Here is a 25,511-nt window from a genome sequence, read left to right as displayed (position 1 = left end):
ATGTCAGCGAAAGCCCCGGAGCACCCGAGGGGCATGAGGATGGCGGTCAATTCGTTGCCGTCTGCCCCGCGGAGCCGATCGCCCCGTTTTTTTCCGCCAATGCATAGCGGGCGGCGTTCACGCCGGCGAGCCGCCCGGTGACAAGGGCGGCGGTGATGTTGTAGCCGCCCGTGTAGCCGTGAATGTCCAAAATTTCCCCACAAAAGTAAAGGCCGGCCATGCATTTGGAGGCCATTGTTTTCGGCTCAATTTCTTTGACCGACACGCCGCCGCCGGTGACGAATGCTTTCTCAAGCGGCAGCGTGCCGTGGACGTAAAAGGTAAATTGTTTGCACTGTCGGACAAACGCCCGCAGCGCCTCATGGCCGACCGTGCCGGCAGAGGCGTGCGGGTCGATGCCGGCCCGCTCGAGCAAAAAGACGGCGTACCGCTCGGGAAGCACCGTTTTGGCGATCGTTTTCATCGCCTTTTTCGGCTCCTCTTTGCACAGCTTGGCGAACTGTTGAAACAGCTCTTCCTGCGTCACGTCCGGAAGCGCGTCGATACTCATTTTGACCGCGCCGTCCGCCGCTTTTTTCAACGCCTTAACGACAAACTGGCTGCAGCGGAGAGCAGCTGGGCCGGAAATGCCGAAGTGCGTAAACAGCATATCCATCCGGTGGGTGATGATCGGTTTGCCATTCGGCTTTAAGACGCTTAACGCGACGTCGCGCAGCGACAAGCCTTGCAGCGTCCGCTCTCGGATGAACGGCTCATGCGAGACGATCGGAACTTCGGTTGGAAACAGTTCGGTCACCGTGTGACCCGCTTTTTCCGCCCACGGATAGCCGTCGCCTGTTGAGCCGGTTTGCGGCACCGATTTGCCGCCGACGGCGACGACAACCGCACGGGCGTGGATCGTCTCCCCGCTTTTCAGCGTAACACCGACTGTTTTTCCTTGTTCATACAACACGTCCGCCACTGGCGATTCAAGTCGAACATCGACGCCAAGGCGCGACAATTCGCGAACAAGCGCGTCGACGACCGACTGGGCGCTGTCGCTTTTGGGAAACATGCGGCCGTGGTCTTCCTCCTTGAGCGGCACGCCGAGCCGCTCAAAAAAGCGGATGATGTCTTCATTGTTAAATACGGAAAAGGCGCTGTATAAAAAGCGGCCGTTGCCGGGAATATGGCGGACCATTTCATCCACCGGCAGCCGATTCGTCACGTTGCAGCGTCCGCCGCCGGAGATGGCGAGCTTGCGCCCGAGCTTCGTTCCTTTTTCCAACAAGAGCACCTTCGCCCCTTCTTCGCCGGCGCCGATGGCCGCCATGAGCCCGGACGGACCGCCGCCGATGATGATGACGTCGTATCCCATGTTCATTCCACCCTTTCTTTCTGCGCGTGGCCGATATTTTTCGTTCCATTGACAACTATGGTAAAATAGATACGTTATCATTTTCAACGTCCATGGCTAGGGAAGGGGTCATATGTCAACATCGAAACTGCTGCGCGGCACGTTTATTTTAACGGCTGGCGTGATGATTTCTCGCCTTCTTGGTTTATTTTACGTCATCCCGTTTTACCATCTTGTCGGCGAGCGCGGCGGGGCGCTGTACGGATACGGCTATGTGCCGTACCAAATTTTTTTGAGCTTGGCGACCGGCGGGCTGCCGGTGGCGGTGTCAAAGTTTGTGTCGAAATACAACGCGCTTGGGGAATACGGCGTCGGTTATCGGCTCTTTCGCTCCGGCCTTGTCTTGATGATCGCAAGCGGCATCGCCTCATGGCTCATTTTGTACGCCCTGGCGCCCATCTTGGCGCCGCACGTCATCGATGCGAAAACGAACGTCAACTCGGTCGACGACGTCACGGCCGTCATCCGCGCGGTCAGCTTTGCGCTCCTCATCGTGCCGGTGATGAGCTTGATCCGCGGATTTTTCCAAGGACATGAGTCGATGGGCCCGACGGCGCTGTCGCAAGTCGTCGAACAAATCGCGCGCATCGCGTTTTTGCTTGGGGCGTGCTACGTCATTTTGCGCCTGATGGACGGCTCGATCGTCTCCGCTGTGAGCGCGGCGACGTTTGCCGCGTTTGTCGGGGCGGCGGCGGGGCTTTTGGTGTTGCTTGTCTATTGGTGGAAGCGGCGTCCGTATTTGCAGTCGCTGCTTGCGCGTGACCGCGGCGAAGCGGACGTGTCGCTTTTGGCGATGTATAAAGAGCTGCTTCTTTCTTCGATTCCGTTTGTTTTTGTCGGCTTGTCGATGTCGCTGTACCAGCTCGTCGATCAGTTTACGTTCAATCACGCGATGGCGGCGGCGGGCCGCGGGAGCATCGCGGAGCACGCGTATTCCGTGTTCAACATGTGGGCGCAAAAGCTCGTCGTCATCCCCGTGACGCTCGCGACCTCGTTCAGCTTGGCGCTCATCCCGACGATTACGAAAGCGTATGTCGCGCAAGATTGGAAAGCGCTGCGGCAATATTTGAACCAGACGTTTCAAGTGCTCATGTTTTTAACGCTCCCGGCGGTGATTGGCATGGCGGTGCTGGCAGGGCCGGTGTACAGCTCGTTTTACAGCTATGATCCGCTTGGTGAACAAGTGTTGCGCTGGTATGCGCCGGCGGCGATTTTGTACGCTTTGTTTTCTGTGACGGCGGCGATCATGCAAGGCATCAACGAGCAGCGGTTTACGGTCGTCAGTTTGACAGCCGGCTTGCTTGTGAAGCTTTTGCTCAACACGCCGCTCATTATGAAATGGTCGGCCGTCGGGGCCATTGTGGCCACGATGGCGGGCTATTTCGTCTCGGTGGCGTTCAACTTATGGGTCATTCAGCGCCGCACGCGCTACCGCTATCGGTTTGTCGCCCGCCGGACGGCGTTTATGGCCATCCTGACGGCGGCGATGTCAGCGGCGGTTATGGGGGTCGAGGCGCTGGCGTCCCGATGGATCGATTACCGCGCCGGCACCGCTGAATCGGTGGGCGCTGTTTCCATCGGCGCAGCGGTCGGGGCGGCCGTCTACTTGTTTCTCAGCATCCGCTTCGGGTTGTTTTCGGCGCTGTTTGGCGACCGGTTTGCGTTTTGGCGCCGGAAAGAGAAAAAGGCGGTATCGTAGACGAGGGTGTATGGGGGGATCGGCCGTTTCCTAGAAGCGGCTCGTTTAGGCCGGGAGCCTGGCGGACGGCGCTTCTTGCGAACATCGCGGCGCCCGAGCGAAAGGGTTCGACGACGGCTGTTTTTCGCCCTCCCCCATGCCGTTCGGCTTGCAGCAAAAAAAGAAGAAGGCGGTCGTCCCCGCCTTCTTTCTCCATTTCGCTTACGACAGGCCGAGCCGGCGTTCGACGCGATCGAGGCGGCTTTCCACCCGGTCGAGCCGGCGGTCGAGCCGTTCGACGGCCCGCTCAAGCCGTTCGATGCGCCGCGCCCAGTTGGCGAATGGCCCGCCTGGGTATCCGGGCCAAAATTGGCTGGCTGGCGGCTGTTGACGGTAATCATCCAACGTTGGGACATAATAGTAATATTCATTCATCGGTAAATCCCCCTTCTTGATGTTTCCTTCACAGTGTATGGGGGGAAGGCGGAAACGGACTAGATGAACGCCTAATGAAGGCCATTTTTTTAGGAGGGAGATTTGTGGAGCTGCGCATTGACAAGCTGCTCGCCCATATGGGGTATGGGACGAGGAAGGAAGTGAAAAAGCTGCTCAAGTCCGGAGCGGTGAAAGTGGACGGCGCGCCGGTTCGTGATGCGAAAACGAAAGTGCGGCCGGATGAGCAAATCGTGACCGTTTGGGGAGAAACGGTCGAGTACAAGCCATTCATTTACTTGATGATGAATAAGCCTTCGGGGGTCGTTTCCGCGACGGAAGATGCCGTGGAAGAGACGGTCGTCGATTTGCTTGAAGAAGAAGACCGGGCGTTTTCCCCGTTTCCGGTCGGGCGGCTTGACAAAGATACGGAAGGGCTGCTGCTCTTGACGAATGACGGCCAGCTCGCCCATCAGCTGTTGTCGCCGAAAAAACACGTGCCGAAAACGTATTTTGCCGTCGTGGACGGGGAAGTGACGGAAGCGGATGTCGCGGCGTTTCAGCGCGGCGTCGTCCTTGATGACGGCTATGAAACAAAACCGGCCAAGCTCGTTGTGTTGAAATCCGGCCTTCGTTCCGATGTCGAGGTGACGATCACCGAAGGGAAGTTCCATCAAGTGAAGCGGATGTTTCAAGCGGTCGGCAAGCGGGTCGTCTATTTAAAACGAATTCAAATGGGGCCGCTGCCGCTTGATCCGGATTTGGCGGTCGGTGAGTATCGGGAATTGACGGACGAAGAGGTGGACATGTTGAAGCAATACCGGCCAGAGACGGACGAAAAAAAAGGAACCTAACGCGGTTCCTTTTTTATGGAAAAATAGTGGATATTCATCTGTGGAAAAATGGTTCGCGTTCATCTCCCATCTTGCCTACCCTATTGGCACCGGGTTTACGAAGAGATGCGCACTTTTTTGTTTGTGGTCGTCCATTTGCCCTTGCTTGGGCTGAGAACGAGATCGTTGTACATAAGCACGTTTAAGTCGCGCTGGATCGTTCGTGGGGTGGTGCCGAACTCATCAACAAGCTCTTGGGTCGTAACCGTTCCTTTTTCGCTAATGTACATATACACGGATTTGATGCGGGTAAGCATCCGATGTGTTGAAGGTTTCAAAAGACCACTCCCTATCTTAGCATCATTCGCATGGCACAACCGACTGCTAGCAGATGAGAGATGTCTTTGTCTGTTTACTACCATTGTACACGAAATGAGGGGGAAAATGCTACCCGGTTGCCTCTATTCACGAAAAATTTCAACATTTTGTCATGAAACGGAAATCGATTTGCAACGAATGAAACATTTTGACTTCCTGTTTTTGATATGATACGTTGGCAACAAAAGGGTGTTGAATAAGGAAAGGAAGAATGGCGTTGAACATCGACTGGATGAACGAAGCGAAGAAACGAAAAGACGATCTTGTCCGCGACGTGCAAGCGCTTGTCCGCATTCCGAGCGTCCGCGATGACGGCGGGGCGAAACCGGGGGCGCCGTTTGGCCCGAAGGTGGCGGAGGCGCTCGATTACATGTTAACTCGCGGTCAAGAAGAAGGATTTCGCATTAAAAACGTCGACGGCTATGCTGGTCATATCGAAATGGGAGAAGGGGAGAAGCTCATCGGCGTGCTCGGCCATCTGGACGTCGTGCCGGCAGGGGACGGCTGGTCCGTTGATCCGTTTGCTGCTGAGGTCAAGGATGGCCGCCTTTACGGGCGCGGGGCGATCGATGACAAAGGGCCGACCGTCGCGGCGTTTTACGCCTTGAAAATCGTCAAAGAACTCGGCTTGCCGCTCCGCAAGCGGGTGCGGCTTATCCTCGGCGGCGACGAGGAAAGCGATTGGCGTTGCGTCGCTCATTATTTTCAGCGGGAAGAAATGCCGGATGTCGGGTTTGCGCCGGATGCTGATTTTCCGATCATTCATGCCGAAAAAGGAATCATTGACGCCGATTTGTCGTACCGACCGCCTGAATCGGCGGAGGCGGAAGGGCTCGCGCTTGCCTCATTCCAAGCCGGGCGCCGCTACAATATGGTGCCGGATGCGGCCGAAGCGGTGGTGGAAGGAGCGGGACGGACGGAGGAGCTGCTTGGCCTCTATGAACAGTTTTGCCGAGAGCGCGGCGTAAAGGGGAGCATGAGGCAAAGCGAAGGGGCCGTCGTCTTTCAATTGGAAGGGGTGTCCGCTCATGGCGCCGAGCCGGAGCGCGGCAAAAACGCCGGCGTCTATTTGGCGCAGTTTTTGGCGTCGCTTCCGCTCGATGGCCGAAGCCGGCCGTTCGTTCAGTTTGTGACCTCCGCCTTTTTCGGCGATGCCAGCGGCCGGCGGCTCGGCCTTGCGTATCGGGACGAACAAAGCGGCGAATTGACCGTCAACGTCGGGGTGCTGTCGTATGACCGGCGGCATGGCGGAACGATTGGGCTGAACATCCGCTATCCGGTGACGGCCGACGGCGACGCGATCCGCCGGACGCTCGCCGGCGCTGCGGCTGAACATGGATTCGCGCTCAGCCGTTTCAGCGATACGAAGCCTCATTATATCGATCCGAGCCACGAGCTTGTCCGCACGCTTCAGCGCGTCTACGAAGAGCAGACGGGCGAGCCGGCCCGGCTTTTGGCCATCGGCGGCGGCACATACGCCCGCGCCTTGACCGCCGGGGTGGCGTTTGGCGCGTTGTTTCCAGGCCGTCCGGATGTCGCCCACCAGAAAGATGAGTATATCGAAATCGACGATTTGGTGAAAGCGACCGCCATTTACGCGCAGGCGATCTACGAGCTGGCGAAATAAACGGTGGTCCGCCGCTCCGGCGAAAAAGAGAGCGGGGCGGGCGTTGTTTTAACGAAAGGGGGGGGGACGGGATGGAAGCGGCGTTCAAACGGGGGGCGGCAGCGCGAAAAACGGTGTTTCCGCTCTTTTACTTTCTCATCTTTTTTGCTTTTGGTGCGTTGTTTCCGCTTTTGTCCGTCTATTTGCAGGAAGAGGCGCGCCTTTCGGGGGCGGCGATCGGCTGGATCATGTCGCTTCCTCCGATCGTGACGATGGCGGCCCAGCCGCTTTGGGGCACGGCGGCCGATTACACGCGCAAACCGGTCGGCCTTTTGCTGGCAGCGCTCGTGCTGGCGGCGCTGTTTGGGGTCATGTATGCGCTCGCCGGCAGCTATCGGCTGTTTGTTGTGCTCACCGTGCTGCTGTCAGCGATGCAAAGCGCCATCGTTCCGCTTTCCGACAGCCTCGCCCTTCGCCATGTGCACGAACAGGGAGGAAACTACGGGGCGATCCGGCTGTGGGGGTCGCTTGGGTTTGCGATGGCGGTGCTGGCCGTCGGCTGGTTGTCTGATCATATCGCCTTTGCGGTCATTTTTTACGCCTTTTCGTTGGCGCTGCTCACCGCGGCGGCTTTGGCCACCCGCCTGCCGCGCTATCCGATGGGGGCGCCGGGGGCGCTGACGCGGCAGGACGTGCGCGGGCTGCTGGCGTCCCGCCCGTTTCGGCTGCTGCTTGTGGCGACGTTTTTATTGTTTGGCCCGATTTTGGCCAACAATTCGTATTTCGGGTTGCTCATTCATGAGCTGGGCGGGACGTTGACCGGCATTGGCCTTGCTTTTTTGTTTGCCGCCGGCAGCGAGGCGCCGTTTATGAAAGCGGCGGATCGGCTCATCGGCCGTTTCGGCATGGTGCGGCTTCTTCTATTGGCGGCGCTCATCTCGGCGGCTCGCTGGCTGGCGTATGCGGCCGACCCGCCGCTTTGGTTTGTGTATATGACGACGGTCGTGCAAGGCTGTTCGGTCGGTCTGGCGATCCCGACGGCGCTGCAATATGCGCGCCGCCTGGCGCCGGAGCGGGTGCAGGCGACGGCGGTGGCGTTATACTCAGCGGTCGGCAACGGCCTTGGCGCGTGGTTTTGCACGTTGGTGGGCGGATATTTGCTTGAGCGTTGGCAGATCGGCGCTGTCTACTTGTTTTTTAGCATCTGCACGATCGTGGGTGTGCTCGTGCTCCTTTTGCTCGCAAAACGAGAACGAACGGCAGGTGAAGAGAAGTGAAACGAAGCCATTATTTTATCGCTGTTCCGCTGACGTCTGAAGCGAAACAAGCCATTGCCCGATTTTCGGGGGATGCGTCGTCATCGCTGCCGTTTCGCACATGGGTGCATGAAGAGGATTATCATATCACCCTCGCGTTTTTAGGCGATGTGCCGCCGGGGAAAATGGCGCCGCTGTGCGAAGCGATGGCCGCCGTCGCCGCCAAAAGCGCCCCGTTTTCCCTCGCGCTTGCCGGACTGGGGACGTTCGGGGAGCGGACGGCGCCGCGCATTTTTTGGCAAGGGGTGAAAGAGGAGGCTGCGTTGAACGAGCTGCGACGCGATGTGTATGAAGCGTGCCTTGCGCTCGGCTTTTCCCTCGACCGGCGGCCGTTTGCCCCGCATATTACGATCGCCCGCAAATGGCAGGGCGAGGCGCCGTTTCAGCTGGAGGCGCTCCGTTCGCTTCCAGCCGCTTCGACGGTGTTTTCGGTGCCGGAAATCGTGCTGTACCGGACGAATATGGAGAAAACGCCGAAATACGAGACGATCGCCGCGTTCCCGTTGCTTGGCGCGCCGGACGGCCGGAGCGGGTGAAGGCATGGGGCAGCTTTTGAAGCTGCGGGATTATATTTCCCGCTATGAAACGGATGTGTATCATTATGTGCCGGAGTTTATCCGGCTGAAACAATGGCAATGGGAGCAGGCGAAAGCGCGTTGGGAGGCGGAGCGGGACGCCGATGGCGCGCGGCGGGAACCGGAAGAAACGTGGGACTTTTTGCTTGACAAGCCGTCATGGTGGGAGCGGCTCATCGGCCGCTGGCGCCGCGGCCCGGAGCCGGAGATGGACGAAGAACGGCCGCCCGCCCCGTCTTTGAGCCGGGCGGCCACCCTCGATGAGCTGAAGCGGCAGTTTCTTGACGATTTGTTTGAGCTCCAGCTGAGATGGGCGAGTTCAACGATGACGCACATCTCTTTTGTGGATGAAGCATGGTACGGCGATGAAAGGTTGAAATATTTTTTGCAGCGGTTTCCGGACACCTATTTATGTTTTTACCGGCCAGTCGCGGCAGCCGGCAAGGCGGCCGTCGAGCTTGAGACGATTTTGTTGACGCCGGCGGCCGCTTGGTGTCTCGCGTTTGTCGAAGGGGAGCCGGACAACGTCGTCATCGCCTCCACCGGCCGGTTTTGGGTGGAACGCGCCGGAGCGGACACAGTGAAGCGGGTCAACCCGGTTATCTCGCTGCGGCGGACGGAAGGAATCGTTTCGGACATTTTCCGCCGGCACGGTGTGGAGTGGCCGATCCATCTGGCGGTTGTCAACCGCTATGGCTACATTGACAGTGGCCATCTCTTTCCATTTGTCCGCTATATCGATAAGCGAAACTATGAATCATGGTTTTCCCGCCTGCGCGGCTCGGCTCTGCCGCTTCGGCACGGGCAGCTGAAGGCGGCTGAAGCACTGCTCAGGCATTGCATCAGCTTTTCGAGCCGCCGTTATGACGGGAATAGCGGCGTTGATGAGTGGCAACAATAGAATCATGTGTGCATCGATGGGGCGACCGGCCGTTTTTTTGGCACCGCCCTTTTTCTTTTGCGTATGATAGTACTAACGGGAGGCAAAAAAAGGGGGTGAACCGCGATGCTTCACATCAGCCGAACGTTTGCCGCCTATTTGGACGAGATCGATCAAATAACAGTGATCGTGCCGAAAGCGCGCTGCCTCGACAACATGGAGCCGTTTGTGATGACGGCGCCAAGCGGAGAAGACATCCCGCTTGTGGTGCAACAAAAGGAGGACTTGGGCGATGCGGTCAAATATGTGTGCTGGTTTTCGGTGCCGTTTCAATTTGGAGAGACGCATTGGATTCGCGCCCGCTCCGGGGAGGATTCCGATGTGCAAATCGGGGCGGTGGTGCGGACGGCAGCGTTTGATGACCAGTTTTTTTACGACGGAAAGCTTGGCGTGGAGTATGCGAAAGAGCAGACGATCTTCCGCGTTTGGGCGCCGACGGCCACTGCCGTGAGCGTCAAGCTCGTCCATCCAGACCATGGCGATGTCCGCTATGTGCCGCTTGTGCGCGGGGAGCGCGGCGTCTGGTCGGCGGCCGTATCCGGGGACTGGGAGCGGGCGCGCTATATGTATGTCGCCTGCATCAACCGCGTCTGGCGCGAGGCGGTTGACCCGTATGCGACCGCTGTCTCGGTCAACGGAGAGTATGGCGTGATCGTAGATTGGGAAAAAACGAAGCTGGCCAAACCTGCTCCGCCGCTTCCGCCATGCCCGTCGCCGACCGATGCCGTCATTTACGAGCTGAGCATCCGTGATTTTACGAGCCATCCTGACAGCGGCGCCGTCTGGAAAGGAAAATACCTCGGATTGACGGAGGAACATACGCGCGGGCCGAACGGGACCGTCACCGGGCTTTCCTATTTGAAGGAGCTGGGCGTCACCCATGTCCAGCTCATGCCGTTTGCCGATTTCGCCGGGGTCGATGAGCGCGATCCACAAGCGGCCTACAACTGGGGATACAATCCACTTCATCTATATGCGCCGGAAGGAAGCTATGCCACCGATCCGCATGACCCATACGCGCGCATTGTCGAGCTGAAGCAGGCGATCCGCGCGCTGCAGGAGAACGGCTTGCGCGTCGTGATGGACGCGGTGTACAACCATGTGTACGACCGGGAGCAGTCGCCGCTTGAGAAGCTTGTTCCCGGCTATTACTTCCGCTATGACGCCTACGGCCGGCCGGCCAACGGCACCGGCGTCGGCAACGATATCGCCTCCGAGCGGCGGATGGCGCGCCGCTGGATTGTCGATTCAGTGGTGTTTTGGGCGAAAGAGTACGGCATAAACGGGTTTCGTTTTGATTTGATGGGCGTGCATGATATCGAAACGATGAAGTCGGTGCGCGACGCGCTCGATGCGATCGACCCGTCCATTCTCGTCTATGGGGAAGGCTGGGACTTGCCGACGCCGCTCGCTCCGGAGCAAAAAGCGACGATGGCGAACGCCAAGCGGCTGCCGCGCCTTGCCTATTTCTAGGAGGTTTGTTTGGCAAGAAAAATGTTTGCATGCCGGGGTTGTATTTCAGTATAATACAAGTAACATGGACGGAAGCAGGATGCGGGATGGCCGTCCTTTTTATTTGTACTTTAAGTCGCAGGTGAACATGCTTTGGAACAGTTACTAGGTAAGGAGTGGGCGATCACTCCGGCTGGCGGTGCAACAGGGGATGCGTATTTTGCGGAATATGAGGGGAAGAAGCTGTTTTTGAAACGGAATTCTTCCCCGTTTCTTGCCGTGCTGTCTGCCGAGGGCATCGTCCCGAAGCTCGTATGGACGAAACGGCTGGAAAACGGCGATGTGTTTACGGCTCAGCAATGGTTGAACGGGCGGGAACTGAAGCCGCATGAAATGAAGAGCGGGCAGGTGGCGGCGCTGCTGAAGAAAATTCACGGCTCGAAAGAACTCGTGACGATGCTTCAGCGGCTTGGCAAAACGCCGCTGCACCCTAAGGCGATGTTCGCTGCGCTCGCTGAGCAGCAGAGGCGCCATCCGCTCGGTTCGGCGGCCGTTTCCGAAGCGCTCGGCTGGCTTGAGCTGCGCGTCCCGCTCCTGCCGGCTGATCAATATGTCGTTTGCCACTGTGACATCAATCATAACAATTGGCTGCTTGCCGATGACGGCACGTTGTACTTGATCGATTGGGATGGGGCGGTCATTGCGGATCCGGCCATTGACATCGGCACACTGCTTCATCTATACATTCCACGCGCCGAATGGGAAGCGTGGCTGCGCGAGTATGGGTTGGCGTGGACGGAGGAGCTTGGCCTCCGCCTGAAGTGGTATACGATCGCCCATACGCTTTACTCGCTGTTTTGGCCGAAGGGAAAGGACTGGAAAAAAGAAAAGGAGCGGTCGCTCCAGTTTTTGCACCGTGTGTTGTCCGACCCGCTTTGACGTGCACCGAAGCGGCAGCGCAAAGCGTGGCGGTTTGGCGCCGCCCCCTGTTCAGGAGAGCTCGTTCACCCAGTCGGCGAGCTGGCTTTGATGAGCGGAAATGTGGGCGCTTAAATCGGCGCTGTATTTTCCGCCTTGGCCGTAGGCGTAAATGTTCGGAAGAATTTGCTTGACATGGGCGTTCACTTCGCTATTGGCAAGCAGCGACTTTACAAGCCGCTCAATTTGTTCACATTCGGAGACGGTTCCGCAACAATCAAGCTGATGTTCGGATAAAATATCGCGGAGCACGGTCAATTGGTCGTTATGGTCGAGCGTCATGTCGATCACCATCCTTCAAGCAAAGTTGTACGTTGTTAATATGCCCGGGCGCAGCAGCGTTTATGCCCGAGCGTTTGCTTCTTTGGGCGCGACTATGATATCGTCAAACTGACAAATTCAACGAGGCAGAGGTGTCCGTATGCGTTTGCGCAACAAACCGTGGGCGAAAGACAAAATCGCCGCTTATCCGCATTACGTCATTCCCGACCCGGAAGCGAGGCGTGGGCGATGGCGCGAACTGTTCGGCAACGAGCGGCCGATCCATATTGAAATCGGCACGGGGAAAGGGAAATTTATCACCGAAATGGCGAAGCTTCATCCCGATCTCAATTTCATTGGCATCGAGCTGTATCCGAGCGTGCTCGTATCAGCGCTTGACAAGCTGATTGAGAGCGAGCTGCCGAACGTGCGGCTGCTCAATGCCAATGCGAAAGACCTCGGCACATTTTTTGCCGACGGGGAAGTCTCCCGCATTTATTTGAATTTTTCCGATCCGTGGCCAAAAAAGCGGCACGAGAAGCGGCGGCTTACATATCGGGATTTTTTGGCGCTTTATGAACGCATTTTAACGGAAGACGGCGACATTCATTTGAAAACGGACAACCAGTCGTTTTTTGAATACTCGCTCGTCAGCTTGTCGCAATACGGCTTTGTGCTCGCGGCGGTTCAGCTCGATTTGCATCGGAGCGATGTCGAAGGCAATGTGATGACCGAATACGAGGAGAAGTTTTCCGCTAAAGGCAACCGCATTTACCGCTGCGAGGCGGTGCGCCCGCGGCGGGCGTAGCCGCAAACGGAAGAGCCCCAACAGGCGGGGCTCTTTTTTGTTTTACGAAAAGCCGACAGGGGCGGACGCTGCGCTGCCGCGACCAAGAGGGCACGATGCCGGCCCAGTCTGCGAACTTCAAAGCGGATGAGCGTTTCCGGCCTTACAAAAAAAGGCGGTGTTCCAAAAGGATCGGGACACCCCCTTTCGTTTTTATATATACACCGATCGCTTCTTCCGCGCTATATTTTGTGTCTATCCTGAAGACAGACAGCCTTTTGGGTCAGCCCCGCTCAAACGGAAACATGTTGCACCACACCGATTTTCATCCCGTTTTTGGTCATCGATATGATCGTCGGCTCAAACAGAAAAATGTTGAACCGCACCGGTTCGCCCACGGAACACCGCCGTTTTCCCCATCGGTTTAGAACGGAACGGCGGGGCGATTTTTTTCTTTCTCGATTATGAAGAAAATGGTACACTAAGGAAGGGGGAGATGGACATGGAACAGCTGAAAATCGGGCAAATCACCTTGACGTGGCTGAACGGAGGCGTCACTCACCTGGACGGCGGGGCGATGTTTGGCGTCGTTCCGAAGCCGCTTTGGTCGAAAAAGTATCCGCCAAACGACAACAACCAGATTGAGCTGCGCACCGACCCGATTTTGGTTGAAGCGGGCGGCAAGCGGCTGCTCATTGAGTCCGGCATCGGCAACGGCAAGCTGACCGACAAACAAAAGCGCAACTTCGGCGTCACCGAAGAATCGTCGCTCGATGAATCGCTTGCCGCGCTTGGGCTTGCGCGCTGCGACATTGACATTGTCATCATGACGCATCTTCATTTTGACCATGCGTGCGGCTTGACAGTGTGGGAAGACGGGCGGCTCGTGTCGGCGTTTCCGCGGGCGGCGGTCATCGTGTCGGATGTTGAGTGGGATGAGATGCGAAACCCGAACATTCGTTCGAGAAATACGTATTGGAAAGAAAACTGGGAACCGATCGCCGAACAAGTCGTTCCGTTTGCGAAAGAGACCGAAGTCGTTCCGGGAATCCGCCTTATACATACCGGCGGCCACAGCGCCGGCCATGCGATCGTGGTGATCGAATCAGACGGGGAGATGGCGATTCATCTTGGCGATTTGCTCGGGACGCACGCCCATCAAAACGTGCTTTGGGTGATGGCGTACGACGACTACCCGATGGATTCCATTTTTGCCAAACAGCGATGGATCCCGTACGGCATGGAGCGAAACGCCTGGTTTACGTTTTACCACGACGCTTATTACCGGGCGGTGAAATGGCAGGCGGACGGCGCGATCGCCGCAGCGGTGAAGCGGAACCGGCCGTCGCTATAACGGTTTGGCCTCGATGACCGCGCCGGTGTAGGCGTTGACGAAAAATTCCGCGTCCCCGTCATCGCGGCAAACGCCGCCGCGGTAAACAGTGTACGTCAACCCGTTTTTCTCATACTGCTCCGGCGCAACTTGAATCCATGAACCGCGAATGGGGAGCGGTCCGCCGAGCGCGCGTTTCGCCATCGCGAGCGCTTGTTCCGGCGCGAGAAGCGTCGGCTTTGCGGCGGCGCGGACGGCGCAGATGGCGGCGGCGCCCACTGCGGCGCCAACGATCCATTTTTTCCAAGCCATGCGTTCGGTCCTCCTTTTGCCTTGATACGGTTTAGTATAGCCGATTTTGGCGAAATAGGTAAGCAGAACGGGAAAAGGAACTGAAAACAGAAAGGAAGATAGGCGATGAATGAAGAAACGCTCCAATTGTTTCAGACGTTGACCGAGCTGCCGGGGGCGCCGGGCTATGAACATCCGGTGCGCCAGTTTATGCGCCAAGAGCTGGCGAAGTATGCCGACGAAGTGGTGCAAGACCGGCTCGGCAGCGTTTTCGGCGTCAAGCGCGGCGACGAAACCGGCCCGACGGTGATGGTCGCCGGTCATATGGATGAGGTCGGGTTTATGGTGACGGCGATCACCGACAACGGCATGATCCGCTTTCAAACGCTCGGCGGCTGGTGGAACCAAGTGCTGCTCGCCCAGCGCGTGCAAATTATTACGGACAACGGGCCGGTCATCGGCGTCATCGGCTCGATTCCGCCGCACCTGCTTGATGAAGAGCAGCGCAATAAGCCGATGGACCTGAAAAACATGCTCATTGACATCGGTGCGGAAAGCCGCGACGACGCGGAGCGAATCGGCATTCGCCCCGGCCAGCCGATCGTGCCGGTCAGCCCGTTTACGCCGTTGGCGAACGGGAAGACGGTGATGGCGAAGGCGTGGGACAACCGGTTTGGCTGCGGGTTGGCGATTGAACTGCTGAAAGAGCTCCAAGGCGCTGCGCTGCCGAACGTCCTGTACGCCGGCGCGACTGTGCAGGAAGAAGTCGGGCTGCGCGGGGCGCAGACGGCGGCCACGATGATCAATCCGGACATCTTCTTCGCCCTTGAGGCGAGCCCGGCGAACGATATGACCGGCGACAAGCGGGCGTTTGGCCATATCGGGAAAGGAGCGCTCGTCCGTCTGTACGACCGGACGATGGTCACGCACCGCGGCATGCGCGAATTTGTGCTCGATACGGCCGAGTCGCTTGATGTGCCGTACCAATTTTTCATTTCCCCGGGCGGGGGGACAGACGCCGGGCGAGTCCATGTCGCCAACCGCGGCGTGCCATCGGCGGTGATCGGCATTTGCGCCCGCTACATTCATACGCATGCGGCGATCATTCATGTCGACGATTATGCGGCGGCGAAAGCACTCATCGTCGAGCTCGTGAAACGGTGCGACCGGGCGACGGTTGAGGCGATCCGCCAAAACAGCTAGGCAAAGAGAAACGAACGGCAGAGCGGAACAAAGGGAGGGGGAGAAGCGGCAGCTTCTCCTTTTCCATGCGAAGGAGGGCCAATGATGAAAACTGTTGCGATCGGAACGAAAAACGAAGCGAAAGTTGCCGCCGTCCGCGCGGTGTTCGCCGCGCCGTCGTGGCGCCTTGTACCGCTGGACGTGCCCTCCGGCGTCTCCGTCCAGCCGCTGTCCGATGAAGAAACGCGGCTTGGGGCGATGAACCGCGCCAAACGGGCGCTGGACGCGGCAGGAGCGGAGATCGGCATCGGGTTGGAAGGCGGCGTGATGCGGATCGACGGGCAATGGTGGCTGTGCAATTGGGGGGCGTTGGCCGACCGAAGCGGCCTTGTTCTCACCGCAGCGGGTGCGCGCCTTGCCCTGCCGCCGGAGATCGGCGCCGGACTTGAAGCAGGAAGAGAACTCGGCGAGGTGATGGAGGAATATACGGGGCGGCGGAACATTCGCGCAAATGAAGGGGCGGTTGGCGTGCTGACGAACGGGCGCATCAAGCGTGCGGCGATGTTTTCCCACATCGTCGAGCTACTGGCCGGCCACTATGAGTTTTTTTGCCAAAATGGACCGTTCACGGTATGATAAAAGGGAGCGGCTGACGACGCTATTATGCTAAGGAGGCAAACGAATGGACAGCCGGCAAATGTACGAGACGATTAAGAAGCGTCTAGGCGGCCATCCGCACTGGACGTTTCGCTTTGACGCCAAGCAGGATGCGATGCGCATCGAGGATGAACGCACGAAAAAAGGCGTGACGATTTCGCTTCCCGGCGTGATCGCCAAGTGGCACGATCAAAAAGATGAAGCGGTGCGCGAAATCGTCTATTACGTGGAACAAACGCTGAAAACGATGGAAGAAGCGGCGGCGCTTTCCGGCAACGAGCGGAACATTTACCCGGTCATTCGCTCGACATCGTTTCCGACGGAGACGAAAGAAGGCGTGCCGCTTGTGCACGATGGCCATACGACGGAAACGCGCATTTATTATGCGCTTGATTTAGGCAAAACGTACCGCTTGATCGATGAACAAATGCTGAAAGCGGAGCGGTGGAGCGCCGAGCGGGTGAAGGAAATCGCCCGTTTCAACGTCCGGTCGTTGCCGACGCCGGTGAAAGAAGACCGCGTGGCGGACAACGTGTTTTATTTTGTCAACACGAACGACGGCTATGATGCGAGCCGGTTGTTGAACGAGGCATTTTTGGCGGAAATGGAAGCGCGCATCGAAGGGACGATGGCGTTGGCCGTCCCGCATCAAGATGTGCTCATTATCGCCGATTTGCGCAACGAGGTCGGCTACGACGTTCTAGCGCAAATGACGATGAGTTTTTTTGCCGGCGGCCGCGTGCCGATTACCGCCTTATCCTTTTTGTACGAAAACGGAGAGTTAGAACCTATTTTTATTTTAGGAAAAAAACGGAGAACGTAAGGTGCAAGGAGGAATCAACCGATGAATGTATTTTACAATCGCGAAGGAATCGGCGATGTATTACTTGTGTCGCTGAAGCCGATTCCTGCCGAAGAGCGGGCGTTTGTGAAACGAGGCGACGTCGTTCGCATTTTTTCGGAGCGGAGCGGAGAGACGGTCGGTTACAACATTTTTTCCGCTTCTTCATACCATCCGTTTTCCGGCAACGGCCCGCTCGATGTCGATGAAGAACTCGTTGGCGTCATCAATGACATTTTGGCGAAAAACGGTTTTGACGAACCGATCGAGGCTGATTTGTCGCCGAAGTTTGTCGTCGGATATGTGAAAGAAAAAACGAAGCATCCGAACGCCGACAAACTGAGCGTCTGCCAAGTCGATGTCGGCGGTGAAGTGCTGCAAATCGTCTGTGGGGCGCCGAACGTCGCCGCCGGGCAGAAAGTCGTCGTCGCCAAAATCGGCGCCGTCATGCCGAGCGGCCTTGTCATTCAGGAAAGCGAGCTGCGCGGCGTCCGGTCATCCGGCATGATTTGTTCGGCGCGCGAACTCGGGCTGCCGAACGCCCCGCAAGAAAAAGGGATTCTTGTGCTCTCCGACGAGTACGAAGTCGGCCAGCCGTTCGTGTTTTGACCGTCCCGGCGGCGTTTTTGCCGACAATGAATGAGATAGAAAGAGTGAAACGGCCGATGAAATTTTGGAAACGATGGCTTCGCATGTTCGCGGAGGAAGAAGAGAAGGAACAGCCGCCCATTCCTCAACCGGAGCGTGCAGAGGCGAAAGTGGTGTACCAATACCCGCAAGGCCGCTTTCGGTTTCCGCTCATTCCCGACGATCAGCCGCGGGAGGAACAGAAACAGCCGCAGCGGTTGGTAGACGGGGGAAGAACGCGGCCGGCCTCTGGCCGCCCGTCAGACAGCCTGGCGCGGGAAACGGCGGAAAAACGCCCGTTCCGCCCGTCCGATGTGCCGTCGCCGGTATTTGGGTATCAAAGACAGGGCGGCGAACAGCGGGGGGCAAAACGAACGCCGGTTTCCGACTTTAAACCGGAGCAAAGCCGTTCCGCCTCTTTGGCGCCGCCCGAACAGGAAGAGAGCAGCAAAGCGACCGTCCCACCGGATGAACAAGCCGCCGTTGCGGCCGGGAGCGAAACGGCAGCAGAGACTATGGCCAAGGCCGCGGAAGAAGGGGCGCCGCGATCGGATGAGCGGCAGCACGATCAGCAGGAAAGGGGCGCCGGGCAAGAGGAAGAGGAGCGGTCCGTCTTTGGCGCCGGTCCGCGGCTTGAAGAGGCGATTGAGAATGAAACGGTGGCGGAGAAGATCACCAAGGTGCTAGAAGAAGGAGCGCCGCGACCGGATGAGGGGCAACGCGGCCATGGGGCGGAGAAAGGCGCCGGACGGGAAGAAGAAGCGCGGCTGTCTTCTCCCCGTCTCGGACGGGCGCGCATCCCGTACAATGTGATGATGCTAAAGGAAGACCGGCGCAAGCTCGAGGAACGCTCGCGCCGGGACGGCTATTCGCTGCCGCCGTCTGCGTTGCTTGAGTCGCCCGGGGAGGCGGCGTCTGCTGACGAACAGTGGATTCGCGAACAATGCGCCCGCCTCGACCGGACGTTTGCGAGCTTCCATATCGGAGCGAAGGTCGTTGGGGCAACGCAAGGGCCGACGGTGACGCAGTTTGAAGTGCAGCCCGATTTGGGCGTGAAAGTAAGCAAAATTACGAGCTTGACGGACGACATTAAACTGAGTTTGGCAGCGAAAGACATTCGGATTGAAGCGCCGATTCCCGGAAAGCGGACGATCGGCATTGAAGTGCCGAACCCATCGAGCCGTCCGGTGCGGCTGCGGGAGATTTTAGACGACCGCGCCTTCTGCGAGCGCCGCTCTCCGCTCACTGTCGCCCTTGGGCTTGACATCAGCGGCGCGCCGGTCGTGACCGATATCCGCAACATGCCCCATGGTCTCATTGCCGGGGCGACCGGGTCAGGCAAAAGCGTCTGCATGAACGCTATGCTTGTCAGCATGTTGTACAAAGCCGCCCCGCATGAGGTGAAGTGGCTGCTGATTGATCCAAAAATGGTGGAGCTTGCCCCGTACAACGGCTTGCCGCATTTGCTCAGCCCGGTCATCACCGAAGCAAAAGCGGCCGCCGGGGCGCTCAAGTGGGCGGTCGGCGAAATGGAGCGGCGGTACGAGCTGTTTGTCCATGCCGGCGTGCGCGATCTTGAAAAATACAATGACCGTCTGCGTGCAAGCGGGGGAAGTGAGGCGCCGTTGCCGTACATCGTCATCGTCATCGACGAACTGGCTGATTTGATGATGGCCGCCCCGGCCGATGTCGAGGAATCGATTTGCCGCTTGGCGCAAAAGGCGCGGGCGTGCGGCATTCACTTGTTGATCGCCACGCAACGGCCGTCGGTTGACGTCATCACCGGCTTGATCAAGGCGAACATTCCGACGCGCATCGCCTTTTCTGTTTCTTCCCAAGTCGACTCGCGCACGATTTTGGATGTGAACGGCGCCGAGCGGCTGCTTGGGCGCGGCGATATGCTTTTTTTGGAAAACGGGTCAGCCAAGCCGGTGCGGTTGCAAGGCTGCTTCATTTCTGATGAAGAAATTGAGCGGGTCACCGCCCACGTGAAAGCGCAGCAAGCCCCTTCGTACATGTTCAGTCCGGACGAGTTCCGGCAAGCGGCGGCGTTCGGCGAGGAAGACGACGAGCTGTTTGACGAAGCATGCCGGTTTGTCATCGCCCAGGGAGGGGCGTCAACGTCAAGTTTGCAGCGTCATTTCCGCATCGGCTACAACCGCGCCGCCCGGCTCATCGAGATGATGGAGCATCATGGGCTCATCTCGGAAGCGCGCGGCAGCAAACCGCGCGATGTGCTGATGAGCGAGGAAGAGTGGGCGCGCTGGCGCGGGGAGCACGGCGGGCGCTCTGCCAACGGCGTTGCTTCCGGGCGGTAGTGTTTTGCCGCCGGCCGTGCTATAATGGGGAAATGAAACCGCCGGCGCGGCGGCATGAAGCAAATGGCAAAACTAGACGAATATCATATACTGTTCTACAGAGAGAAGATGGCTGGAGGGCTTAGCGATGACAGTTTACCATTTTGTTGGCATCAAAGGCACGGGAATGAGCGCGCTTGCACAAGTGCTTCATGATCTCGGTTATACAGTGCAAGGGTCGGATGTAGAAAAGTGGTTTTTTACGCAAAAGGCGCTCGAGGAACGGGGCATCCCGGTTTTGCCTTTTTCCAAAGACAATATCCGCCCAGGTTATACGGTCATTGCCGGCAACGCCTTTTCCGATACGCATGAGGAAATCGAAGCGGCCCGTCAACTCGGCGTCCCTGTCATTCGATACCACCGCTTTTTGGGCGAGCTGGCGGGGAAATTCACAAGCATCGCGGTGACCGGCTCACATGGAAAGACGACGACGACGGGCTTGCTCGCTCACGTGATGCAAGGGGCGCACCCTACGTCATATTTAATTGGGGACGGAACGGGAAGAGGGGAGCCGGGGAGCAAATACTTTGTGTTTGAGGCGTGCGAGTACCGCCGGCATTTTTTGTCCTATTTTCCCGATTATGCAATCATGACGAACATTGACTTCGACCACCCCGACTATTTTGCCAATATTGACGACGTCTTTTCCGCCTTCCAACAAATGGCGGAACAAGTGAACAAGGCGATTGTCGCCTGCGGGGATGATCCGTATTTGCCGAATCTCCAGGCGAAAGTGCCGATTTTGTTTTACGGGCTTAGCGACGAAAACGATTTTCAGGCGCGCAATATTGTCAAGACGCCCGAAGGGACGGCGTTTGACGTGTTCGTGCGCAACACGTTTTTTGCCTCTTTTTCCATCCCGCGCTTTGGCACCCATAACGTGCTGAATGCGCTCGCGGTCATCGCCCTTTGCCACTATGAAGGCATTGACGCCGGCACAATCGCCGCCCGGCTGCAGACGTTCCAAGGGGTGAAACGCCGCTTCAGCGAAAAAACGGTCGGGCGCCAGGTGTTGATTGACGATTATGCGCATCATCCGCGCGAAATTACCGCCACATTGGAGGCGGCAAGGCAAAAATATCCGGGACGCGAGGTCGTTGCCATTTTCCAGCCGCACACGTATACGCGAACGCAGACGTTTTTGCGCGAGTTTGCCGAAAGTTTAAAGCAGGCCGACCACGTCTATTTATGCGATATTTTCGGCTCGGCGCGCGAACGCGAGGGCAAGCTGTCCATCCGCGATTTGCAGGCGCAAATTCCGCGCTCGCAGCTGCTTGAAGAAGACAACGTCGCAGTGTTGAAGCAGCATCCGGATGCAGTGTTGGTGTTTATGGGCGCCGGCGATATTCAAAAATTTCAACAGGCGTACGAACAGGCCGTTCTGTCCGCGTAGCGGCCGGCCGGGAAGCGGGCTGTGACCAAAACAGCCCGTTTTTCGTTGGGCGGCAGGAATCGAATGAGACGGCGGCGAACGTTTAAAGGCGGAGGCAAACGGGTACAAACGGGATGAGGCGGTCCGGACGGCAAGGAGGGAAACGAAGTGGAGTGGCTTTTGTACGCGAGCGCTGCGGTGGCGGCGGCGGCGTTTTTGCTGCTTGTCGTGTACATCGCGAGGACGCTCGTCGTCCTGCAGGAAACGCTGCGCCGGCTGACGGCGGCGGTGGGCCATACGGAGGAGCAAGTGCAAGCGGTGGCCCGCGAAGTCACCGAGCTTTTGCATACGGCGAACGACATCGCCGGCGATGTGCAAAAGAAGGTGGAAAAGCTGAATAGCGCCGTCGAAGCCGTCAGTGAAGTCGGCGACGCCGTCCGCTCGTTCAACCGCGCCCTTCAGCAGACAGCCGCGGCGCTGTCGGCTCGAGCGGGCGGCGGGCGGAAAAAATGGCGCAAAACGTTGCGATGGGCAAATGTTTTGCTCGATCTAAGGGAAAAATGGAGGGAAAGGGAACGATTGCGTGAACAGGAGGGAATGCAAAATGGCGAAAAATAACGGCGGATTTTTGCTTGGGGCGCTTGTCGGCGGCATCGCCGGCGCGGCGGCGGCCATGTTTTTAACAAGTGAGAAAGGACGGCAATGGCTCGCGGAATGGAGCAGCAGCGAAACGTGGGAGCCGGTGAAAACGACGGCGGCGGAATGGTTGGAAACAGCGAAAGAGAAAACGAAGGAAATCGCCGAGTTCATCCCGCTGAAAACAGCTGAGGCCCCGTCCGAAGGCGAAGAGGCAAAGACCGGTGCTGAAAAAGCGACGATCCCGATTCCGCCATCCGCTGAGCCGGCCGACCGCGAGACGCTGCAAAAGCTGTTTGAGGAAGCGGAAGCGGCGCTCGATGACGCCGAGCAAACGATGGGACACCGAAGCGGAATGGAGTGAGCAGAACGTGGGAATGGAGAAACTGGAAACCGTCGAACAGTTTGAACGCGTCAAGAAGGAAACGAACCGCTTTTTGTTCGTCAAACATAGCCTAACATGCCCGATCAGCCGAGCGGCGTTCGGCGAATGTGAAAAGTTCGCCGCCGATCACCCGGAGCTCGCGGTATATTGCCTGTACGTTCAAGAAGCGCGGCTGCTCTCGAACTACATCGCCGAGACGACCGGCGTTAAGCACGAATCGCCGCAGGCGCTTTTGTTTGAAAACGGCAAAGTCGTCTGGCACGCGTCCCATTGGGCTATTACGTACGATGCGCTGAGAACGAACATAGCCACCGCCTAGCCGCCTGTCCGCGCGACAGGCGGTTTGTTCTCCTTTTAAACTTTACCACTTAAAAGCGTTTAATCAAAAAAGCATTTTTTTCGTGACAACCGATAAGTCATCGATTATAATAAAGACTAATTACAAAACTTCGATCTTCAAAACGGGGAAGCGCCCCGAACGCAGCCGGCCGGCGGCCGCTATGGGGCGGAAACGATGCATGAAAATGGGCGAAAGGATGAGAGAAGCATGAGCAACGAACGGTTGGAGGAGCTGCGGGCAAGGGTCGATGAGATTAACCTGCAATTGTTGAAGCTGATCAACGAACGGGGGCGGCTCGTTCAAGAAATCGGCAAGATCAAAGAAGCGCAAGGAACGCACCGCTACGACCCGGTGCGCGAGCGGAAAATGCTCGACCTCATTTCCGAGCATAACGACGGTCCGTTCGAAACGTCGACGCTGCAGCACATTTTCAAGGAAATTTTCAAAGCGGCGCTCGAATTGCAAGAAGATGACCATCGGAAAGCGCTGCTTGTCTCGCGGAAAAAGCATCCAGAAAACACGATCGTCGAGGTGAAAGGAGAGCGGATCGGCGACGGCAAACAATATTTTGTCATGGGCCCGTGTGCGGTGGAAAGCTACGAGCAAGTGGCTACGGTCGCCGAAGCGGTGAAAAAACAAGGCATCAAGATGCTGCGCGGCGGTGCGTACAAACCGCGCACGTCGCCGTACGATTTCCAAGGGCTCGGCGTGGAAGGACTGAAAATTTTGAAACGGATCGCCGATGAGTTTGATTTGGCGGTCATCAGTGAAATCGTCACGCCGGCGGACATTGAAATCGCCTTGGACTATATTGACGTCATCCAAATCGGCGCCCGCAACATGCAAAACTTTGAGCTGCTTAAGGCAGCCGGCCAAGTGAATAAGCCGATTTTGCTGAAGCGCGGCTTGGCGGCGACGATCGAAGAATTCATCAACGCCGCTGAGTACATCATGTCGCAAGGAAACGGGCAGATCATTTTGTGCGAGCGCGGCATACGTACGTACGAGCGGGCGACGCGCAACACGCTCGACATTTCGGCTGTGCCGATTTTGAAGAAAGAAACGCACTTGCCGGTGTTCGTCGATGTCACCCACTCAACGGGGCGGCGCGATCTGCTCATCCCGTGCGCCAAAGCGGCCTTGGCGATCGGCGCCGACGGCGTCATGGCCGAAGTGCATCCGGACCCGGCCGTCGCCTTGTCCGATTCCGCCCAGCAAATGGACATCGCCCAATTCAACGAGTTTATGGAAGAAGTGCGCGCCTTCCAGCGCCAGTTCGTCCAAGCGTAAAGGGCAAAGGGCGGTGTGTCGGCGAAAGAAGACGTCCCATTGTGTTGGGGCGTCTTTTGTTTTTGGGGCAGTGCGAAGCAGGCTGTGGTCGAGGCGGGAAATGGAGGCCGGTTGGGTTGGCGGCATGATAGGGCAACCGAATCGCGCTGTCTGGCGGATTCCTGTTTGCGCTGATGGCCGTTGGCGCCCAGCACAAAAACACGGGGAAACGGCGGGCTTCCTTTTCATGCAATGGCGTGGTTTCGGGAAAACTATCGGTGAACGGTTTGTGAACAAACCGGCAAAAATGGTTGCGATTTCGTTGCGAGTTGGCGATAATGTATCGTATGATAGTTGTACATACATTCGGAATTTGACCGGTTGAGTGAAAAGGAGTGAAAGGAATGACCGTAACGATTTATGATGTGGCGCGGGAGGCGAACGTCTCGATGGCGACTGTTTCGCGTGTCGTGAACGGCAACCCGAACGTCAAGCCGTCGACACGAAAAAAAGTGTTGGAAGCGATCGAGCGGCTCGGCTACCGCCCGAATGCAGTGGCGCGGGGGTTGGCGAGCAAAAAAACGACGACGGTCGGGGTGATCATCCCGGATATTTCGAACATTTTCTTCGCCGAACTGGCGCGCGGCATCGAAGACATTGCAACGATGTACAAATACAACATTATTTTAAGCAACTCCGACCAAAACAAAGAAAAAGAGCTGCATTTGCTCAACACGTTGCTCGCCAAGCAAGTGGACGGCCTGTTGTTTATGGGCGGGACCATCACCGAAGAGCACGTCGCCGAATTTCAAAAATCATCGGTGCCGATCGTGCTGGCGGCGACGGTCGGGCCGGAGGAGATTCCATCGGTTAACATCGATTATGAGCAGGCGGCGTTTGAAGCGGTGACGTATTTGCTGGAAAAAGGAAACCGCCGTGTGGCGTATGTGACCGGTCCGACCGACGATCCGATCAACCAGCGGAAGTTGGCTGGCTACCGGCGCGCGTTGGAAGAGCGCGGGGTGCCATATGACGAAGAGCTGGTCGTTGAGGGCGACAATTCATACGACTCCGGCTTGGAAGCGTATGAGAAAATCGCGGAGCTTGCCGAACGACCGACGGCGGTGTTTGCCGGCACGGACGAAATGGCGCTCGGCATCATCCACAGCGCCCAAGACTATCACGTGCGCGTGCCGGAAGAGGTGGAAGTTGTCGGTTTTGACAACACAAGGCTTGCGACGATGGTGCGGCCGCGGCTGACGACCGTCGTGCAGCCGATGTACGACATCGGAGCGGTAGCGATGCGGTTACTGACGAAGTACATGAACAAGGAGAAAGTTGACAACCATATCGTCGTCTTGCCGCACCGGCTTGAAGTGCGGGAATCGACGAAATAGGAGCGAGGCTGATCCGAAAACGCTCCGCGTTTTCGGATCAGCCTTTTTCGCGTTTCCTCTGAACGCGCCTGCCGAGGCGCTCTCGTTTGCGTTTCCCATGCGCCGCCAACAGGCACGAACCGGCTCGATGGCGCCCATAAAAAGCAGCCCCCTTCGCCTATTGTTTCTGAATTTGGAGGGCGGTTCGGCCGG

At 57.7% G+C, this 25,511-nt stretch carries 25 protein-coding genes and 1 pseudogene; 21 read left to right on the top strand and 5 right to left on the bottom strand.

All coding sequences use genetic code 11. From position 1 onward, the window contains the following. Positions 1 to 46: 46 nt before the first annotated feature. Positions 47 to 1,357 carry an NAD(P)/FAD-dependent oxidoreductase gene (locus NSQ51_RS13020; RefSeq protein WP_049625022.1) on the bottom strand — a complete coding sequence of 437 codons (1,311 nt, stop codon included), beginning with the start codon at positions 1,355 to 1,357 and terminating at the stop codon, positions 47 to 49. Between the two features lie 112 nt (positions 1,358 to 1,469). Here NSQ51_RS13020 and NSQ51_RS13015 point away from each other — a divergent pair, with 112 nt between their 5' ends. Beyond that, entirely contained in the window at positions 1,470 to 3,095 is a 1,626-nt protein-coding gene (locus NSQ51_RS13015; RefSeq protein WP_049625021.1) for a polysaccharide biosynthesis protein, read from the top strand. 201 nt (positions 3,096 to 3,296) lie between these two features. Here NSQ51_RS13015 and NSQ51_RS13010 read toward each other — a convergent pair whose 3' ends face one another. Continuing rightward, a complete protein-coding gene (locus tag NSQ51_RS13010) occupies positions 3,297 to 3,509 on the bottom strand; it encodes a hypothetical protein (RefSeq protein WP_033006856.1) in 213 nt (70 codons plus the stop codon). A 104-nt stretch (positions 3,510 to 3,613) separates the two neighbouring features. On the opposite strand from NSQ51_RS13010, the gene NSQ51_RS13005 reads away from it, so the two are divergent. Further along, the gene (locus NSQ51_RS13005; protein ID WP_033009804.1) at positions 3,614 to 4,360 is read left to right on the top strand and encodes a pseudouridine synthase; all 747 of its coding nucleotides are present in this window, start codon (positions 3,614 to 3,616) and stop codon (positions 4,358 to 4,360) included. A gap of 95 nt (positions 4,361 to 4,455) precedes the next feature. Here the strand turns inward: NSQ51_RS13005 and NSQ51_RS13000 are convergent, their stop codons facing one another. Then, positions 4,456 to 4,677, bottom strand: a complete 222-nt coding sequence (locus tag NSQ51_RS13000; RefSeq protein ID WP_033014532.1) for a DeoR family transcriptional regulator — start codon at positions 4,675 to 4,677, stop codon at positions 4,456 to 4,458. A gap of 251 nt (positions 4,678 to 4,928) precedes the next feature. Between NSQ51_RS13000 and pepV the strand changes: the two genes are divergently transcribed. The 6 genes and pseudogenes from pepV to NSQ51_RS12970 all read left to right on the top strand — a co-directional run bounded on the left by pepV (position 4,929) and on the right by NSQ51_RS12970 (position 11,545). After that, positions 4,929 to 6,344, top strand: coding sequence for a dipeptidase PepV (pepV, locus tag NSQ51_RS12995; RefSeq protein WP_080985673.1), 1,416 nt, complete (start codon positions 4,929 to 4,931; stop codon positions 6,342 to 6,344). A 71-nt stretch (positions 6,345 to 6,415) separates the two neighbouring features. After that, positions 6,416 to 7,600, top strand: a complete 1,185-nt coding sequence (gene malA, locus NSQ51_RS12990; RefSeq protein WP_047818891.1) for a maltose permease — start codon at positions 6,416 to 6,418, stop codon at positions 7,598 to 7,600. After that, positions 7,597 to 8,175, top strand: a complete 579-nt coding sequence (gene thpR, locus NSQ51_RS12985) for an RNA 2',3'-cyclic phosphodiesterase (RefSeq protein WP_049625019.1) — start codon at positions 7,597 to 7,599, stop codon at positions 8,173 to 8,175. Before malA ends, thpR begins: the two co-directional genes overlap by 4 nt. A gap of 4 nt (positions 8,176 to 8,179) precedes the next feature. Beyond that, positions 8,180 to 9,115, top strand: coding sequence for a hypothetical protein (locus tag NSQ51_RS12980; protein WP_064213520.1), 936 nt, complete (start codon positions 8,180 to 8,182; stop codon positions 9,113 to 9,115). A gap of 105 nt (positions 9,116 to 9,220) precedes the next feature. After that, positions 9,221 to 10,624: pseudogene (gene pulA, locus NSQ51_RS12975) on the top strand (type I pullulanase); the annotation flags it as partial. Positions 10,625 to 10,759: 135 nt separating this feature from the next. Then, positions 10,760 to 11,545, top strand: coding sequence for a phosphotransferase family protein (locus NSQ51_RS12970; RefSeq protein ID WP_033009796.1), 786 nt, complete (start codon positions 10,760 to 10,762; stop codon positions 11,543 to 11,545). Between the two features lie 51 nt (positions 11,546 to 11,596). On the opposite strand, the gene NSQ51_RS12965 is transcribed toward NSQ51_RS12970, so the two are convergent. Next, positions 11,597 to 11,866, bottom strand: coding sequence for a YtzH-like family protein (locus tag NSQ51_RS12965; RefSeq protein ID WP_033014518.1), 270 nt, complete (start codon positions 11,864 to 11,866; stop codon positions 11,597 to 11,599). Positions 11,867 to 12,005: 139 nt separating this feature from the next. On the opposite strand from NSQ51_RS12965, the gene trmB reads away from it, so the two are divergent. Then, complete coding sequence (gene trmB / locus NSQ51_RS12960; protein WP_033009793.1) at positions 12,006 to 12,653, top strand: tRNA (guanosine(46)-N7)-methyltransferase TrmB; 648 nt, start codon at positions 12,006 to 12,008, stop codon at positions 12,651 to 12,653. Between the two features lie 481 nt (positions 12,654 to 13,134). Beyond that, on the top strand, positions 13,135 to 13,986 hold the full coding sequence (locus NSQ51_RS12955; protein WP_049625017.1) for an MBL fold metallo-hydrolase: 852 nt from the start codon (positions 13,135 to 13,137) through the stop codon (positions 13,984 to 13,986). Here the strand turns inward: NSQ51_RS12955 and NSQ51_RS12950 are convergent. Then, a complete protein-coding gene (locus NSQ51_RS12950; RefSeq protein ID WP_049625016.1) occupies positions 13,981 to 14,277 on the bottom strand; it encodes a PepSY domain-containing protein in 297 nt (98 codons plus the stop codon). The genes NSQ51_RS12955 and NSQ51_RS12950 overlap by 6 nt on opposite strands. Before the next feature lie 105 nt (positions 14,278 to 14,382). Between NSQ51_RS12950 and NSQ51_RS12945 the strand changes: the two genes are divergently transcribed. The 11 genes from NSQ51_RS12945 to ccpA all read left to right on the top strand — a co-directional run bounded on the left by NSQ51_RS12945 (position 14,383) and on the right by ccpA (position 25,319). Then, positions 14,383 to 15,459 carry a M42 family metallopeptidase gene (locus tag NSQ51_RS12945; protein ID WP_121649979.1) on the top strand — a complete coding sequence of 359 codons (1,077 nt, stop codon included), beginning with the start codon at positions 14,383 to 14,385 and terminating at the stop codon, positions 15,457 to 15,459. An 84-nt stretch (positions 15,460 to 15,543) separates the two neighbouring features. Further along, complete coding sequence (locus NSQ51_RS12940) at positions 15,544 to 16,074, top strand: DUF84 family protein (protein WP_033014511.1); 531 nt, start codon at positions 15,544 to 15,546, stop codon at positions 16,072 to 16,074. 46 nt (positions 16,075 to 16,120) lie between these two features. Continuing rightward, on the top strand, positions 16,121 to 16,918 hold the full coding sequence (locus NSQ51_RS12935) for a DUF1444 domain-containing protein (RefSeq protein ID WP_049625014.1): 798 nt from the start codon (positions 16,121 to 16,123) through the stop codon (positions 16,916 to 16,918). A 21-nt stretch (positions 16,919 to 16,939) separates the two neighbouring features. After that, on the top strand, positions 16,940 to 17,545 hold the full coding sequence (gene ytpR, locus NSQ51_RS12930; RefSeq protein ID WP_033014508.1) for a YtpR family tRNA-binding protein: 606 nt from the start codon (positions 16,940 to 16,942) through the stop codon (positions 17,543 to 17,545). Positions 17,546 to 17,601: 56 nt separating this feature from the next. Then, the gene (locus tag NSQ51_RS12925) at positions 17,602 to 19,881 is read left to right on the top strand and encodes a DNA translocase FtsK (protein ID WP_121649980.1); all 2,280 of its coding nucleotides are present in this window, start codon (positions 17,602 to 17,604) and stop codon (positions 19,879 to 19,881) included. A 127-nt stretch (positions 19,882 to 20,008) separates the two neighbouring features. Beyond that, the gene (gene murC / locus NSQ51_RS12920; protein WP_049625013.1) at positions 20,009 to 21,313 is read left to right on the top strand and encodes a UDP-N-acetylmuramate--L-alanine ligase; all 1,305 of its coding nucleotides are present in this window, start codon (positions 20,009 to 20,011) and stop codon (positions 21,311 to 21,313) included. Between the two features lie 147 nt (positions 21,314 to 21,460). Continuing rightward, entirely contained in the window at positions 21,461 to 21,910 is a 450-nt protein-coding gene (locus NSQ51_RS12915) for a DUF948 domain-containing protein (RefSeq protein WP_033014504.1), read from the top strand. Continuing rightward, a complete protein-coding gene (locus tag NSQ51_RS12910) occupies positions 21,897 to 22,292 on the top strand; it encodes a hypothetical protein (protein ID WP_049625011.1) in 396 nt (131 codons plus the stop codon). Before NSQ51_RS12915 ends, NSQ51_RS12910 begins: the two co-directional genes overlap by 14 nt. Positions 22,293 to 22,299: 7 nt before the next feature. Continuing rightward, positions 22,300 to 22,632, top strand: a complete 333-nt coding sequence (ytxJ, locus tag NSQ51_RS12905; RefSeq protein ID WP_033014501.1) for a bacillithiol system redox-active protein YtxJ — start codon at positions 22,300 to 22,302, stop codon at positions 22,630 to 22,632. A gap of 228 nt (positions 22,633 to 22,860) precedes the next feature. After that, positions 22,861 to 23,943: a bifunctional 3-deoxy-7-phosphoheptulonate synthase/chorismate mutase gene (locus NSQ51_RS12900; RefSeq protein WP_121649981.1), complete on the top strand. Its 1,083-nt coding sequence runs from the start codon at positions 22,861 to 22,863 to the stop codon at positions 23,941 to 23,943. Positions 23,944 to 24,326: 383 nt separating this feature from the next. Continuing rightward, on the top strand, positions 24,327 to 25,319 hold the full coding sequence (ccpA, locus tag NSQ51_RS12895) for a catabolite control protein A (protein ID WP_033014500.1): 993 nt from the start codon (positions 24,327 to 24,329) through the stop codon (positions 25,317 to 25,319). Positions 25,320 to 25,511 lie beyond the last annotated feature (192 nt).

This window comes from Geobacillus sp. FSL K6-0789, from assembly GCF_038593135.1.
Lineage (GTDB): Bacteria > Bacillota > Bacilli > Bacillales > Anoxybacillaceae > Geobacillus > Geobacillus stearothermophilus.
This window is presented reverse-complemented; position numbering and strand designations above follow the sequence as displayed.